Origin of the sequence: Adhaeribacter swui, from assembly GCF_014217805.1 — a bacterium.
Classification (GTDB): Bacteria; Bacteroidota; Bacteroidia; order Cytophagales; family Hymenobacteraceae; genus Adhaeribacter; species Adhaeribacter swui.
This window is the reverse complement of the sequence record NZ_CP055156.1, coordinates 5,253,667-5,269,467: the sequence shown is the minus strand read 5'-3', so window position 1 is coordinate 5,269,467 and position 15,801 is coordinate 5,253,667. Positions and strand designations below refer to the sequence as shown.

Sequence of the window (15,801 nt, the reverse complement as noted above, 5' to 3'; positions counted from 1 at the left end):
TTAAAAAATCAGTGACTCAGCAGATGTTACTTTTTTAAATATTTGCCCGGAGTAAATTCTTTTATCTGCATTTTTGTTTTAAGTTAGAACCTTCATAACCAATAGCATATCTCATGGGATTATTCGATTTTTCAGAAGTGGCCACTTATTTCTTTCGTAAGAAAGATCCGAGACGTAAATCTAATTTTAACCTGCGCACCATGCATTTTATTAATAAGTTATCAATGAGCATGTTTTTGGCAGGATTAATTTACATGGCAATTAAATACCTGTTTTAATGAACATTGAAGATTTTCGGGATTATTGCCTCGCCAAACCTGGTGTTACCGAAGAAACTCCTTTTGGTGACAATACTTTAGTATTTAAGGTAGCCGGCAAAATTTTTGCCTTAACCGATATCAACGAGTTTGCGAGCGTTAATTTAAAATGTGACCCAGATAAAGCAATGGAGTTGCGGGAATTACATGATGAGGTGCAACCCGGTTATCACATGAATAAAAAACATTGGAATACCGTGAGCACCCAGGGCAATATTTCAGATAATCTTTTACGGGAATGGATTGACCACTCGTACGAATTAGTTTTTTCTAAACTTACGCGTGTTCAGAAACTAGACCTCGAATAGTTAGGAGCCTTCTCTTATATTAATATAACCCGGTAAGTTCAGTAGTTCTTACCGGGTTTTTATTTTATTTTATAAAATTCGTTTGTTTTAACCTTAGTAAAGTTTAATAATAAAAGTGTGCTATAAAAGTGAACTGAACTATACCTGGCCAAATAAATAAAATTTTAAAAATAGGACTTGTGCTATAATGCTAGATTTATCTTTAATTTAAAAGATAGAAACAAGCTTTGTTTAACACTAAGCAAAATACAATTAAGCGAAACTACTTGGCTTTAAATTGAGCCAGCCATTCTAAAGCACTGTTTACATCGGTAAACAATTTTGTTGGGTTTTTAGGCTTATTTACCATTACATAAAAGTTAGCCATCATTTTAAGCATCGGATTTGACACAATCATAGCACTTGCCAGCACCAATTCGTTCCCTTCATTGGCCATAAAGTCCCTGGCTTCCTTAGTGGTTTGTTTTACTTCCGATATATCAAACAAAGACGGATAGGAGTTTTTCTTCAAAAAGTTCAATCTATCTCTTACCGTAACGTGCGCAACGTTAATATCCAGAACTTCCATGGGCTTGAAGTAGCATTGGAATATTCCGTCTTGAACGAACATGTTGACATATTCGGTTTCTTTGGCTAGGGTTCTATCACCTTCTTGGAATTGTGACATTTAATTTGAATATAAAATGCAATATTGGTGTTGTTAAAACTCAAGAGCACAATAATAGCAAAAAAATATGGCAAAAATTAGACATAACAACATCATAGATACGGTTGATTCTGTATTATCGGTGTCTAAAAAGAAAGGTATTATTCATTTACATGCGCAAGACCAAACTTTAAACGGTCAGGTTTTAACTTTAAATGGCCACCAGGTACTTCATTTTGGTACTTGCGGTTATTTAGGATTGGAACATAATCCGAAGCTGAAAGAAGGTTCTATTGATGCAATCATGCGTTATGGTACGCAGTTTCCTATGTCGCGTACTTATATTTCCAACCCATTATACAGTGAGTTAGAGAGTATGATCCGGACCATGTATAATGCCCCGGTTGTTATTTCCAAGAACTGCACACTTTCGCACCTTACAACTATACCCAGCATTATTCGGTCCACTGATTTAGTTATTCTGGATCATCAGGTTCATGCCAGTATCCAGGAAGCTGTAAAAAAACTGCTGAGCCAAGGGGTAGCGGTAGAGATGATCCGGCATAATAATTTAGAAATGTTGGAAGACCGCATTAAAAAGCAAAGAAACAAATACGATAAAATCTGGTACATGGCCGATGGCGTGTATTCGATGTACGGCGATTTTGCCCCGGTTAAAGAGCTGATTGCTTTAGCGGAAAAATATGAGCAGTTGCATTTATACGTAGACGATGCCCACGGCATGAGCTGGGCTGGCAAACATGGTACAGGTTACGTAATGAGTCAAATGCCGGAAGGCTTGTACCGCAAAATGATTTTAACGGCAAATTTGGGCAAAGCATTTGGGGCCTGTGGCGGTTTGTCGCTTTTCCCGAACGAAGAATGGTATAATAAAGTAAATAACTTTGGTGGCCCTTTAACCTTTTCGGTACAAATTGAGCCGGCCACCTTAGGCGCTGCTATTGCTTCGGCCCGCATTCACTTAAGCGATGAGATTTACGAGTACCAGGAAGAGCTGCAACATAAAATAGAATACTTTAACCAGTTATTAAAGCGAACCAATTTACCATTGGTGCACGAAAATAACAGCCCGATCTTTTTTATCGGAACGGGTTCTATGGATACCGGAAATTACCTGGTGCAGGAATTGATTAACGATGGTATCTACGTAAATTTAGCTACTTTCCCAGCGGTACCAGCCAAAAATATCGGCATCCGGATCACCATTTCCTTAAACAATACCTTGGAGCAAATCGAAACTTTGGTCGACAAGTTACAACTCCACTTTAAGCGGGCATTAGAAGAAACTAACCAAACCGATGAGAAAATCCGGAAGGCCTTTAAAATGGCTCCTTTAGCCACATCAGTTGAAGTTAAAACTCCTGCAAACCCGGCCTCTTCGCAATTAATAGTTAAAAAATTTGATACCATTCAAAATATAAATGCCGCGGTTTGGAATAATTACATCGGCAACGACGGGATGGTTGATTGGAACGGCATGAAGTTTTTAGAAGACTCTTTCCGGGATAATGAAGAACAGGAAAATAACTGGGATTTTAAATATTACGTGGTAGAAGATGCCCAAGGCGAATTGGTGTTACTAACTTCGTTTGTAGTGGCGCTGCATAAAGAAGACATGTTTTCGCAGGCTTCGGTATCTAAAGTTATTGAGAAGGAGAGAGAGTTTAATCCTTACTACTTAACCTCGACAGGTATTTTCATGGGAAGTTTATTTACGGAGGGCAACCACCTTTACTTAAATAAAAACAACGCCCAATGGAAAGAAGCTTTTAAGTTGGTAATGGATGAGCTTTACCGGGTGCAGGAAAATACCCAAGCGAGTAACATTGTGCTACGCGACTTTGATGCGGAAGATAAATCCATGGATGAGTTTATGGTGGATCAAGGCTTTGTGAAAATAGATATGCCGGAGTCCTGCGTAATAGAAAACCTAAACTGGACTACAGAAGAAGAATACGTAGAAAGCCTTTCCCGCAAGAACCGGAGACACTATGTTCAGAAAATTAAAAGAAATGAGCCATTTTTTGATGTTAAAGTAAAAGCCCAGTTGGCAACGGAGGAACTAGAACACGCCATTACGTTGTTCAAAAACGTAAAAGACAATAACTTTTCATTAAACAACTTCTTATTCCCGGAAAAGCTTTTCCATTTAATGAACGAAAGTAAAGATTGGGAATTTGTAGTGCTGTATATTAAAGAAGAGTATTCTCAAAATAAATTGCCGGTTTCTGTTTGTTTTTGCCACATTAATTCGGCGCAAGTGTATAGCCCAATGTTAATTGGTATGGATTATGATTACTTAATGGAATATGGTGTTTATCGCCAAACATTATATCAGGTAATTAAGCGGGCTAATGCTTTAAAATGCGCTAAAGTAAACTTTGGTATCTCGGCCAGCATTGAAAAGAAAAGAGTAGGTGCCACGCTTTACCCCAAAGTAGGTTATTACCAGGCTAAAGATAATTACGCCATGGAGTTAATAGAAGCTACGATTGCCGTAGAAAAAGAGTAAAACTATTTTAAAAATATAGAAACTATTCAATTACGTGAATATTCTGAACGATAGAATCGAGGAAATTTCTACTCTGATTGCGGAAGTAGCCAATGGTAATTTTGACTACAAAATAGATGCTTCGGAAACTGGGGATGAGTTAGATGCCATAATTGCCGGCGTAAATATGCTGGGCGAAGAGCTTAAAAATTCTACCGTTTCCCGGGACTTTATGCAAAGCATCTATCAGGGAGTGGTGGATATGCTCTTGATTCTGAATACAGATTTTACTATCCGTAATGTTAATCCAGCCTTTGAAGAACTTACTGGTTATATAGAGTATGAACTGCATGATCAACCACTTTCTGATTTTGTTCAGCTACAGGATAACCCTTTTTTCTCAGAATTACTGGGGCGGTTTAAAACCGACGGCAAATGCTTAAACGAAGAATTACTTTTTACAATCAAGGATGGACATAAGCTGCCAACTTCCTGTTCACTATCTTTACTAAAAAATAATACTAAAGGAACCGACGGCATTTTAATTATTGCGAAAGATATTTCGAAGCAAAAACAAACGGAGCAAGAATTAATTGAAGCTAAAAACAAGGCCGAGGCAGCAAACGAGGCAAAAAGCAGTTTTTTATCTACGATGAGCCACGAAATACGGACTCCCATGAATGCCGTTATTGGTTTTACCCATTTACTTCTGAAAAATGATCCCCGACTGGATCAGGAAGAATACCTAAAGGTGCTTAAATTTTCGGCCGACAATTTATTAACTCTTATAAATGATATTTTGGACTTTAGTAAGATTGAAGCGGGTAAGATAGAATTCGAAAAAATTGATTTTAATCCAAAGAAGCTTATTAGTAACATATGCGATGCTTTTCAGCAAAAAGCTGACGAAAAAGGTCTGCGACTGAAGCTTTTATTGGATCAGGATTTACCATCTATGATTGTGGGCGACCCGGTTCGCTTAAGTCAAATATTAACCAACCTGATTAGTAATGCCGTAAAATTTACCAAAGAAGGTAGTGTGATGGTAATGGCGGAAGTAATTAAAATTACCCAAGCGAACACCACCATAAACTTTAAAGTAACCGACACGGGAATTGGTATTCCGGATAACAAGTTGGAGCTTATTTTCGAGAGCTTTACGCAGGCTAAATCAGATACCACCCGGGAGTATGGCGGTTCCGGTTTAGGTTTAACCATTATCAAACATTTGCTTAAATTGCAGGGCAGCGACATATTTGTGGAAAGTAAAATAGGAAAAGGCAGTTCATTTTATTTTGATCTTACTTTTGAAAACAGCAACCGTCCGGCGGCTAATAACAAAGAAACCGTAGTTTCTGCGCCAAAAAGCTTAAAAGGAACCCGTTTATTAATTGCCGAGGATAACCAAATTAATATTTTTCTGGTACGGCAGTTTTTAGAGCAATGGCAAATTGATTTTGATATTGCCGAAAACGGGTTAGTAGCGTTAGATTTGGTAAAAGCCAATGATTATGATTTAATTCTGATGGATTTACAAATGCCGGAGCAGGATGGTTATGATACTACGTTAGCTATTCGCCAGCTAGATGATGAAAAATACCAGAAAGTGCCAATTATTGCGCTAACCGCTTCGGCCATGTTGGATATTCAGGACCGTGCGTTTCAGGTGGGGATGAATGATTACTTAAGCAAGCCCTTTAACCCGGACGAACTTTATAACCGGATTGTTAAGTATTGTTTGCCAGCAAATGCAGATTGCGACTAGACATTGATATTGCTTCAATAGAATTTTAAAAATTCTTATTTTTATAAATTAAAAAAGCGGCTTAGGAGTTATCCTGAGCCGCTTTTTGTTTGCTGTAGATTTTATTAAACTACTACGTTTACAATTTTATTTGGCACTACAATTACTTTTTTCGGCGATTTTCCTTCTAAATATTTATCAATCACTCCCGAGCCAATTACTTCTTGTTCAATAAGCTCTTTAGCCATGTTGGTAGGGAAAGTAAGTTTACCGCGCATTTTGCCGTTCACCGAAATCGGGTATTCAAACGTGCTTTCTGTCAGGTATTTTTCTTCCCAAACCGGAAAACGGGCGTACGAAATACTATCCTGATGCCCCAGTAAATGCCATAATTCTTCAGCAATATGCGGCGCGTATGGCGATAAAATGATGGTTAATGGTTCCAGAACAGCCCGCTTGTTACATTTTAACGAAGTAAGCTCATTCACACAAATCATAAACGTGCTCACGGATGTATTAAAGGAGAAGCGTTCAATATCTTCTTCTACTTTCTTGATCGTTTTATGCAAGGTTTTAAGTTCGGCGGCGCTTGGCTCTTCCTCCGAAACGGAAAAACGGTTATCGGCATCGAAGAACAATTTCCAGAATCGCTTTAAAAACTTGTGTACCCCATCAATGCCGTTGGTGTTCCAGGGTTTAAACTGCTCCAGCGGGCCTAAAAACATTTCGTACATGCGCAAGGTATCGGCCCCAACTTTATGCACCAAATCGTCCGGATTAACAACATTGTATTTGGATTTAGACATTTTCTCGACTTCCCAACCGCAGATGTATTTGCCCTCTTCCAAGATAAAATCAGCGTCGCTTAAGTCTGAACGCCAGTTTTTAAAAGCCGCTATATCCAAAACATCGTTCTCCACGATGTTTACATCTACATGCAGGGGGGTAACTTCATGTTTATTTTTTAAATTATAGGAAACAAACGTATTCGTGCCGTTAATCCGGTATACAAAATTAGACCGGCCCTGGATCATGCCTTGGTTAATGAGCTTCTTAAACGGCTCTTCATTTGATACATAACCCAGATCTTTTAAAAATTTATACCAAAAACGCGAATACAACAAGTGGCCGGTAGCGTGTTCGGAACCACCAATGTATAAATCAACGCTGTTCCAGTATTTTTCTGCTTCCGGCAATACAAATTGTTCGTTATCATCCGGCGACATGTAGCGCAAGTAATACCAACTAGAGCCGGCCCAACCCGGCATTGTAGTTAACTCGTAATGATACTGGTCCTGATATTTCCAATCTTTTGCGCGACCAAGCGGCGGTTCTCCGGTTTCGGTAGGTAAAAACGCATCAATGTCGGGTAAAATTAACGGCAATTCACTTTCTGGTAATGGGTAAGGCGTTTCGTCTTTGTAGTAAATCGGAATAGGTTCGCCCCAGTAACGCTGCCGGCCAAACACCGCATCGTGAATCCGGTATTGTACCTTGCCTTTACCAATTCCCATTTCTTCAAATTTAGCAACTGCGGCTTTTATAGCTTCCTTCACGGTTAATCCGTTTAAGAAACCCGAGTTCATCATGATGCCTTCTTTGGCTTCGTAAACTTCGTCGGGCGTAGAGCCTTCGATTACCGGTATAATGGGTAAATTAAAGTGCTGGGCAAAGTTAAAATCGCGGCTGTCGCTGGCGGGTACGGCCATTACAACGCCTGTTCCGTAACCGGCCAACACGTAATCGGCAATCCACAATGGTATTTCGTCGCCGCTAATAGGATTGATAACGTAAGAGCCCGTAAAAACCCCGCTAATGTGTTTCACATCGCTCATGCGGTCGCGCTCAGAGCGGTTTTTGGCCGTGTTTACGTATTCTTCTACAGCTTCTTTTTGTTCCGGCGAAGTTAACTCGGGCACCCATTCGTGCTCCGGCGCAATTACCAGAAAAGAAACCCCGTAAATGGTATCGGGCCGGGTGGTAAATACCTTAAGTTGTTGCTCAGAATCTTTAATTTTAAAATTTAGTTCGGCACCAATAGATTTACCAATCCAGTTGCGCTGCATTTCTTTAATGGGTTCGGTCCAATCAATCTGATCGAGGTCGTTCAGTAAACGTTCGGCATAAGCTGAAATCCGTAAACTCCATTGCTTCATTTTTTGCCGGATTACCGGGTAGCCTCCCCGTTCCGATACGCCATCTTTTACCTCGTCGTTAGCCAGCACCGTACCTAAAGCCGGGCACCAGTTTACCGTAGCATCCGATAAAAACGCCAACCTGTAGTTTAATAAAATGGCTTGTTGTTCTTTTTCTGAAAACTGCTGCCACTCCTGGGCGCTAAACTGCGGAATTTCATCTTCGTGGCCCGCTGCCTTAACCTGGGTGTTGCCGCCTGCTTGAAACTTGGCAATTAAGGTACTAATGGGTTCGGCTTTATCGGTTTCCTGGTTATACCACGAATCAAATAATTTTAAAAAAATCCACTGTGTCCATTTGTAATACGCCGGGTCTGAAGTGCGCACTTCGCGGCTCCAATCAAAAGAAAAGCCCAGGTTAGCTAATTGTTCTTTGTAGTGGGCAATGTTTTGCTCGGTAGTTACGGCCGGGTGCTGTCCGGTTTGGATGGCGTATTGTTCGGCGGGTAAGCCAAAGGCATCAAAACCCATGGGGTGCAAAACATTAAACCCCTTAATACGTTTGTACCGCGCCACAATATCAGAAGCAATATAACCTAACGGATGACCTACGTGCAATCCCGCGCCGGAAGGATACGGAAACATATCCAGCACGTAGTACTTAGGCCGGTTAGGGTCTATCGTAACTTTAAACGTTTGTTGTTGATTCCAGTACTGCTGCCACTTTTTTTCAATTTGGTTAAAGTTGTATTCTGACATTGGGTTGCTTGATGTATAAGATTCGCAAGTAAAAGATTCCCGATAAGATTTAGACCAAACGCAAAATTACTTTTTTTTACGAATGATTAATATTTACCCGTAAAACATTGCATGAATTTTAAAAATGTTTTAAGTTAATTAAGAAGTTTAAGGAAGATGACTTGCCCCAGGGAATATCAGGAAAATGAGGCGGCTGTTTCGTTATTCGGGTTAGCGGCGGGTAGAGCTATAGTATTAATCCGCTTGTGCATTCTTCCTTTTTAAAGCCGGCTTATTGGTAAAATACAGGAAGCACCCGGACAAAGTGGATACGGACTAAGTAAAATTAAAATTTTTTAAAATTCTGAAACCTAAGAAAATTACCTGATTTAATTTTTGCATATAATAGCCAGATACTTGTGTCTTTTTACTTAAAATGATTGAGGTGCTTGCGTTTGTTGCTGTAACGGAATAAAATAACTCTTAACGTATACTTCTTGCTTGTGCTCTATGGAAAAAAGTGCTTTTAATCCTTTAAATGTAGCTGCGCATCAATCGACTGCAGCTACTGCCACTGCGGCCCATTCCGAAAACGAGGGGCTAGATTGGGAAACCGAAGAACTCGACGCGGATTATTTACAAACCGAATTTGAAACCGATCCAAGTTTACAAACCAAACCCGATGATCCGCGGATTCCACCTCTTTCGGAAACCGATACAAATATAACCGTAGGAACGTTTGCGAACCGGCAACCACCAATATCCTGGTCATTTCCGTCGTTACAAACCAATGCTACTTTATACAAGCAGGTTTTATCTGGCGATTCCGATCGCATTTTTTTAAAAAATGCAGTTAACCGGCTCGAATCGATTATTGCCAATAATAATTTGCTGGACAAAGCGCCGTACGGCATTGCTCCTAAATTAAAAACCTATAGTTACACCGATACTAACGGAGCCACTATAACCAAGCCCATGATAGCTACCAGCTCGCCCAACGATTATGTGAGCCTGGCAACCTACTGGTGGCCCGATCCGAATGCTGCCAACGGATTGCCTTACCTCGTGCACGATGGTAAAGTGAATCCCGAAAACAATGCCATTCCGGATCATAAGTTACTGCGTGCTATTTGCGCCGATATTCAGTTACTAGGCTTGGCTTATTATTTCACCAAAAAAGATGCTTATGCCAGTAAAGCTATTGCGCTGTTGCGTGCTTTTTTCCTGGATCCGGCTACCCGCATGAATCCGCATTTAAAATATGCGCAAATAATTATGGGGGTTAATGAGGGCTATGGCCGAAGTATCGGATTTGTAGATGCAGAGTTATTGCCCGAATTACTAAACGGCTATCAATTATTACAAGAATCGCCAGCGTTAGTAGATGCTCCCGAAGTAGATGCCGGCATGAAAGCGTGGTTCCGGGAATTTTGGAAATGGTTAACTACCCAATACTCCGCGGTACCCAAAAAAGGAACCGAGGCTTTTTATCATTGCCAAATGATGAAAGAAATAAAAGCGGCTAAAAACAACATCCGGAGTGCCTTTGAGCTGCAAGTAATTAGTTATGCTTTGTTTCTTGGCGAAGAAGCCTGGGCCATTAACGAAATTAACCAGGTTTTAAAAGATACCGAAACTTCCAAAGGGTTAATATCGGAGCAAATATTACCGGAATCTGGTAATTTTATAACAAAAGATAGCAGTGGCACCGAACAAACATTTCCGGTACCCGCCGGGGCAATGCCAAAAGAAATAAAGCGAGCGAAACCCGCCACCTACTGTCAAAAAAATCTGGATTTGTTACTGCGACTTTGCATTCTGGCCGAAAATGTAGGCATTGATTTATATAATTACACCAGCTCTACTGGTTCTTCAGTTAAAAAAGCCATTATGGCTATGCTACAGTTTACCTTAAATCCGCAGGATTGGCCCCGGTCGCAGTACGAAGATTTATCAGATCCCAAAGTGTATCGGCTGTTCCGGAATTCTATGCGGCGGGCAAGTGGGGCCTGGACCGATGATAAAGAGGTGCAGAATAAAGTACAAACCTACCTTCAGCAACTAGATAGTTTATTAGGCACCAGCTCGGGCTACTCCGAAGCCGCTTTCCGGAAAGGCATGGATTGGCAGTTGTTAATTCAAAAAATTGGTTACACTTTTTAAAAATTAACCAACCAACTACTTTACAATATTTGCGGAATTATATAAAGACCAAATTAAATCACCGGGTTAATCATCTTAAAAGCGGCAGAATTTAAAATTTTTAAAATTTTAGATTTTACCTGACTAAAACTTAGTATTTTAAAAGTTTCTAATTTTTAAAAACTTCTATGAGAAACAAATACCGGTGTTTTAGTGCAGCCTTATTCTTCCTGTTTTTTACTTGTAAAGGGCCGGAATCCGTTACCACCAATAATTCTTTTACCCGGACCGTAATAGATAAAGATCCGCCAGCCCTGCCTTTAACTCCGGAAGAAAGCATGAAAAAAGTGCAGCTACTGCCCGGTTATAGCCTGGAGTTAGTAGCCAGTGAGCCGATGGTGCAGGAACCGGTTGCCATTGCCTGGGACGGCAATGGCCGCTTGTTTGTAGCCGAAATGAATACCTACATGCTGGATGTTTACGGCACTGATAAATACAAACCCGTTAGCCGCGTTAAATTACTGGAAGATACCAACCACGACGGAAAAATGGATAAGGCTACCGTTTTCATCGACAACCTGGTATTGCCCCGCATGATTTTACCGCTCGATGACCGGTTACTAGTGAACGAAACCAATACCAACCATTTGTGGAGCTACCGCGATACAGACAACGATGGCATAGCCGATGAAAAAAAACGCGTATACGAAAACAACCTGGTAGATACCCGCAACCTCGAGCACCAGAAAAGCGGCTTAATCTGGAACCTTGATAATTACTTGTACGTTTCCCGGGACCCTATCCGGTTCCGGTACAAAAATGGCTTGATTGAGGCTGATTCGTTGGTGGAAGATCCGGGCGGGCAATGGGGCGTGGCGCACGATAATTATGGCCGCTTATTTTTCTCGGCGGGAGGGGCCGAAAGACCGGCCGTTTCTTTTCAGCAAAACCCGGCGTATGGCCGCCTCGATTTTAAAGACCAGTACAACGAAGCATTTTTAGCCACATATCCCATTATCGGAACCCTGGATGCGCAAGGGGGCCGTAAAAGAATGCGCCCGGAAGATAATACTTTAAATCATTTTACTTCCAGCGGTGGCCAAACCATCTTCCGCGGCGACCGCTTACCCGCTGGTTTACAGGGTGATTTCTTCACACCGGAGCCGGTAGGCCGGTTAATCCGGCGGGCAAAAGTAATTAATCAGCAAGGGAAATTAACACTGCAAAATGCCTACGAGCAAAAAGAATTTCTGGCTTCTTCCGATATGAACTTCCGGCCGGTAAATATGGCTACGGGCCCCGATGGTTGTTTGTACGTGGTTGATATGTATCACGGCATTATCCAGGAAAGCGAGTGGACCAAAGAAGGCAGTTACATTCGTCCGCAAATATTAGCCCGGGGTTTAGACAAAAACAAAGGCCGTGGCCGTATTTACCGCATTGTGCACGAGGCATATAAACCGGACACTACCAAACCTAACCTGTTAAACGAACCCGCCGAAAAGTTGGTCTCTTACCTGAACCACCCTAATGGCTGGTGGCGCGACAATGCCCAAAAGCTCCTTATTATCCGGAATGAGCAAACCGTAGTGCCAGCATTAAAAGCTTTGGTCACCGAAAAAGCCTCCTGGCTGGGTAAATTGTTTGCAAAAGATAAAAACAACCATTTAGGTAAAATTCACGCTTTGTGGACTTTAGAAGGTTTAGAAGCCATCGATCAGAAAACTTTACTGGCGGCTTTTAAAGACGAACATCCGCAGGTGAGAAAAACGGCAGTTTGGATCAGCGAAAAATTTGTAAAACAAAACAATGCTGAAATAATAGCGCAGCTAAGCCAACTCATGAACGATCCGGATGCCGAAGTAAAAATACAATTGGCCTTAACCTTACGGCAACTTAAAAACGAACAGGGCCGCAAAATGGTACAAAACCTGATCGCTCAAAATCCCAATGTACCCATGCTGGCCGAATCGGAGAAAAGCCGTTTGAAAACCGAAGAAACCTTAGCTCGCAGGAAAGAAGAAAACCGGAAACTAAGCCCCACCAACCGAGCTCTATTAACCAAAGGAGCCGTTATTTTCCAGCAGGTATGCGCCGCCTGCCACGGCCAGGACGGCAAAGGCATTGCCTTAGGGAGCAACGATATGGTAGCGCCGCCACTTTCCCGATCCAAAAGGGTTAACGGCGAAAAAGCCAACCTTATCCGGATTTTACTCCACGGTTTATCTGGTCCGGTAGAAGGGAAAACCTACCCCGATGTAATGCCCGCTATGGGCCATAACGACGATGAATGGATTGCGGCCGTTCTGAGTTACGTGCGCAACGACATGTACAACAAGGCGCCCCTCATTCAACCGGAAGAAGTAAAAGTTATTCGTTCGCAAACCGTGAGCCGCCAGAAGTACTGGACCTTAGATGACCTGGAAGCCTCCGCAAAATAGAAAATTTTAAAAAATTTCTTTTCGGGGAAAATGGATTTATATAAAAAGCTGATTAGCAGATATGGGATGCTGTTAATCAGCTTTTTATTTATAATTGCTCATTTTAAATTTTTTAAAAATGAACGTTGTTTAACAGCAATAGCTTTGATTTTGAATAAAATTTTAGAAACGTATAAACTGGCTAAAGTAAAATTTAATGTTACTTGTTTTATAATCAATCATTAAGTTTAGCGTTAAGCAAAAATAAATTTTAAGCAAATACATCCGCCTTAATTTAATTGGCAAGGTAAGGCTGAACCGCATTTTTTCCGGAATATAGCCTTTTATGTAAGCAGGATAAAGTATATTTACGTCCGTTTTTTTAGCGAATGGCAGGGTTCCATTCCTTATTGTTGATTTTGTTTCGATAGAATGGCTGAAAAGCAACATAAATCTGGTTACCAAAAGGTTGTTAATTTTCTCTGGCGGGGTTTTCTGGTAAGTATCGCTTTGCTGGTAATTTACGTAGTTTTTGTTTCGGTAAATTTTCTTTATTTGTTTGGCTCCTCGCCCGGTTTAGAAAAATTAGAAAATCCCAGTAGCGAAATTGCCTCCGAGTTATATACCACCGACGGTTTATTAATTGGCAAGTACTTTACCGAAAACCGGAGCCCGGTTCCTTATTCTAAAATTTCGCCTTTACTTATAAAAACCCTGGTAGCTACCGAAGATGTTCGTTTTTACCAGCACTCCGGCATCGATGCCCATGCTTTGGGTTCGATTCTATACTTTACCTTACGCGGCGAAAAACGCGGTGGCAGTACCATAACCCAGCAGCTTGCCAAAAACCTGTATAAAACCCGTACCGATGATTCCCGCGGGGCTTTAGGTCATATTCCTGTCCTGAATACCGTTATTAGTAAAACCAAGGAGTGGACTTTGGCGGTGCAGCTCGAGCGTAATTATACCAAAGAAGAAATCTTGGCCATGTACCTGAACACCGTGGATTTTGGCTCCAATTCTTACGGGATAAAAGTAGCGGCTAAAACCTTTTTCAGTACCTCGCCGGATAGCTTAAAGCCCGAAGAAGCCGCCATGATGGTGGGTTTGGTAAATGCACCATCGCGCTACAGCCCTAAGTTTAATCCTAAAAATGCATTGGCTAAACGCAATTTTGTGATTGACAAAATGGCCAAATATAAAATTGTAAGTAAAGTCGCCGCCGATTCTTTAAAAGCTTTACCTATAGCCCTGAAATATAAAGTAGAAAAACACTACGAAGGGCCAGCTACTTACTTCCGGGGAGCGGTAAATGATTTCGTTAAAAAATGGTGCGAAGAAGAAAATAAGAAAGTTGGTTACGAAAAGTATAATATATACACCAGCGGTTTAAAAATTTACACCACCATTGATTCGCGCATGCAAGCCTTAGCCGAGCAAGCCGTGGAAGAAAAAATGCGCGATTTGCAAAAGAAATTTAATCGGCACTGGAAAGGTAAAAACCCTTGGGTAGATGAGAAAGATCAGGAAATCCCCAATTTTATCGAAACCATTGCGCAACGCACCGAATACTACCACAAGTTAAAACGCCTTTACGGCAACGACCAGGCGAAGATTAACGAGCTAATGAATACCCCCCGTAAAATGACGGTTTTTACCTGGCAAGGGGAAAAAGACACCACTTTGAGTCCGCTGGATTCTTTGCGTTTTTATAAGCGGTACTTGCACGCCGGCATGATGACCATGGACCCGTTTACCGGCCAAATTAAAGCTTGGGTAGGAGGGATTAATTTTAAATATTTTAAATACGACCACGTGCGTCAGGCCAAGCGACAGGCAGGTTCTACCTTTAAACCCTTTGTTTACTTAACCGCCATTGATAATGGCTACTCGCCCTGCGACCGCATCCGCGACGAGCGGATTACCATTAAATACGTGGAGAACGGTAAGCCCATGGAGTGGCAGCCCAATAACGTTACGCGCTCCTACACGGGCATCAACATGACTTTGCGCCAAGCCATGGCGCGTTCGGTGAATTCAGTTACGGCGCAACTAACCGAGCAAGTAGGCTGGGACCGGGTAGCGCAGTACGCCCACCGCTTAGGCATTTCTACGCCCTTGCAATCGGTGCCTTCTATTGGCCTTGGCTCGGGGGGCGATGTGTCGGTGTACGATATGGTGAGCGCCTATGCTACTTTCGTGAATAATGGTTTCCGGAGCGACCCCATGTTTGTTACCCGCATCGAAGACCGTAATGGCAACGTAATTCATCAGTTTAGCCCACGGCAGAAAAAAGTTATCAGCGAAGAAACGGCCTTTTTAATGGTGCACATGTTAAAAGGAGGGATGGAAGAACCCGGCGGTACGTCGCAGGCTTTATGGGAGTACGACCTCTGGAAAAACGGCAACGAAATTGGCGGAAAAACCGGTACTACCTCTAATTATTCGGATGGCTGGTACATGGGCATCACCAAAGATTTAGTTTCGGGCGTTTGGGTAGGCGGCGAAGACCGCAGCATCCATTTCCGCACCTCAGCTACCGGTGAAGGTTCTAAAACAGCTTTACCTATTTTTGGCTTGTTTATGGAAAAGCTCTACAAAGAAAAAGAACTAGGTTATAAAATGGGCCGCTTTCCAAAACCAACTGTTAAAATCCGGAAGAATTATTATTGCCCTACGCCGCGGTACTCCGCCCCAAAAACCGACTCTTTGTCGACGGATCAATTATTAGAAAGATTAAACGACAGCTTACCCACCGGAATTTAAATTTTTTAAAATAGGCTTTTTATATATTTAAATTAATATATTTTTACTTCGATATGATAGAAGTTGTTAATTT

General features: G+C 41.6%; 9 protein-coding genes. 7 read left to right on the top strand and 2 right to left on the bottom strand.

Translation table 11 applies throughout. The features are described from left to right. The first annotated feature begins 113 nt into the window (after positions 1-113). Positions 114-278 (top strand): DUF6728 family protein, encoded by a 165-nt coding sequence (locus HUW51_RS24895; RefSeq protein ID WP_317175611.1) that lies wholly within the window; start codon positions 114-116, stop codon positions 276-278. Further along, entirely contained in the window at positions 278-625 is a 348-nt protein-coding gene (locus tag HUW51_RS21805) for an MmcQ/YjbR family DNA-binding protein (RefSeq protein ID WP_185271715.1), read from the top strand. Before HUW51_RS24895 ends, HUW51_RS21805 begins: the two co-directional genes overlap by 1 nt. A 262-nt stretch (positions 626-887) precedes the next feature. Here HUW51_RS21805 and HUW51_RS21800 read toward each other — a convergent pair whose 3' ends face one another. After that, complete coding sequence (locus HUW51_RS21800) at positions 888-1,292, bottom strand: DUF7793 family protein (RefSeq protein WP_228466821.1); 405 nt, start codon at positions 1,290-1,292, stop codon at positions 888-890. A 67-nt stretch (positions 1,293-1,359) separates the two neighbouring features. Between HUW51_RS21800 and HUW51_RS21795 the strand changes: the two genes are divergently transcribed. Further along, on the top strand, positions 1,360-3,804 hold the full coding sequence (locus HUW51_RS21795) for a GNAT family N-acetyltransferase (protein WP_185271713.1): 2,445 nt from the start codon (positions 1,360-1,362) through the stop codon (positions 3,802-3,804). 34 nt (positions 3,805-3,838) lie between these two features. Then, positions 3,839-5,548 carry a PAS domain-containing hybrid sensor histidine kinase/response regulator gene (locus HUW51_RS21790; RefSeq protein ID WP_185271712.1) on the top strand — a complete coding sequence of 570 codons (1,710 nt, stop codon included), beginning with the start codon at positions 3,839-3,841 and terminating at the stop codon, positions 5,546-5,548. 104 nt (positions 5,549-5,652) lie between these two features. Here HUW51_RS21790 and leuS read toward each other — a convergent pair whose 3' ends face one another. Next, positions 5,653-8,421 (bottom strand): leucine--tRNA ligase, encoded by a 2,769-nt coding sequence (gene leuS / locus HUW51_RS21785; RefSeq protein WP_185271711.1) that lies wholly within the window; start codon positions 8,419-8,421, stop codon positions 5,653-5,655. A gap of 489 nt (positions 8,422-8,910) precedes the next feature. On the opposite strand from leuS, the gene HUW51_RS21780 reads away from it, so the two are divergent. The 3 genes from HUW51_RS21780 to HUW51_RS21770 all read left to right on the top strand — a co-directional run bounded on the left by HUW51_RS21780 (position 8,911) and on the right by HUW51_RS21770 (position 15,728). After that, positions 8,911-10,563, top strand: a complete 1,653-nt coding sequence (locus tag HUW51_RS21780) for an alginate lyase family protein (RefSeq protein WP_185271710.1) — start codon at positions 8,911-8,913, stop codon at positions 10,561-10,563. 167 nt (positions 10,564-10,730) lie between these two features. Next, a complete protein-coding gene (locus HUW51_RS21775; RefSeq protein WP_185271709.1) occupies positions 10,731-12,983 on the top strand; it encodes a DUF7133 domain-containing protein in 2,253 nt (750 codons plus the stop codon). 411 nt (positions 12,984-13,394) lie between these two features. Beyond that, on the top strand, positions 13,395-15,728 hold the full coding sequence (locus tag HUW51_RS21770; RefSeq protein WP_185271708.1) for a penicillin-binding protein 1A: 2,334 nt from the start codon (positions 13,395-13,397) through the stop codon (positions 15,726-15,728). The last annotated feature ends 73 nt before the right edge of the window (positions 15,729-15,801 follow it).

Bases quoted from the DNA above. Each gene is read 5' to 3' on its own strand.
- HUW51_RS24895 (WP_317175611.1), top strand. From the start codon at position 114: ATGGGATTATTCGATTTTTCAGAAGTGGCCACTTATTTCTTTCGTAAG.
- HUW51_RS21805 (WP_185271715.1), top strand. From the start codon at position 278: ATGAACATTGAAGATTTTCGGGATTATTGCCTCGCCAAACCTGGTGTT.
- HUW51_RS21800 (WP_228466821.1), bottom strand. From the start codon at position 1,292: ATGTCACAATTCCAAGAAGGTGATAGAACCCTAGCCAAAGAAACCGAA.
- HUW51_RS21795 (WP_185271713.1), top strand. From the start codon at position 1,360: ATGGCAAAAATTAGACATAACAACATCATAGATACGGTTGATTCTGTA.
- leuS (WP_185271711.1), bottom strand. From the start codon at position 8,421: ATGTCAGAATACAACTTTAACCAAATTGAAAAAAAGTGGCAGCAGTAC.
- HUW51_RS21780 (WP_185271710.1), top strand. From the start codon at position 8,911: ATGGAAAAAAGTGCTTTTAATCCTTTAAATGTAGCTGCGCATCAATCG.
- HUW51_RS21775 (WP_185271709.1), top strand. From the start codon at position 10,731: ATGAGAAACAAATACCGGTGTTTTAGTGCAGCCTTATTCTTCCTGTTT.
- HUW51_RS21770 (WP_185271708.1), top strand. From the start codon at position 13,395: ATGGCTGAAAAGCAACATAAATCTGGTTACCAAAAGGTTGTTAATTTT.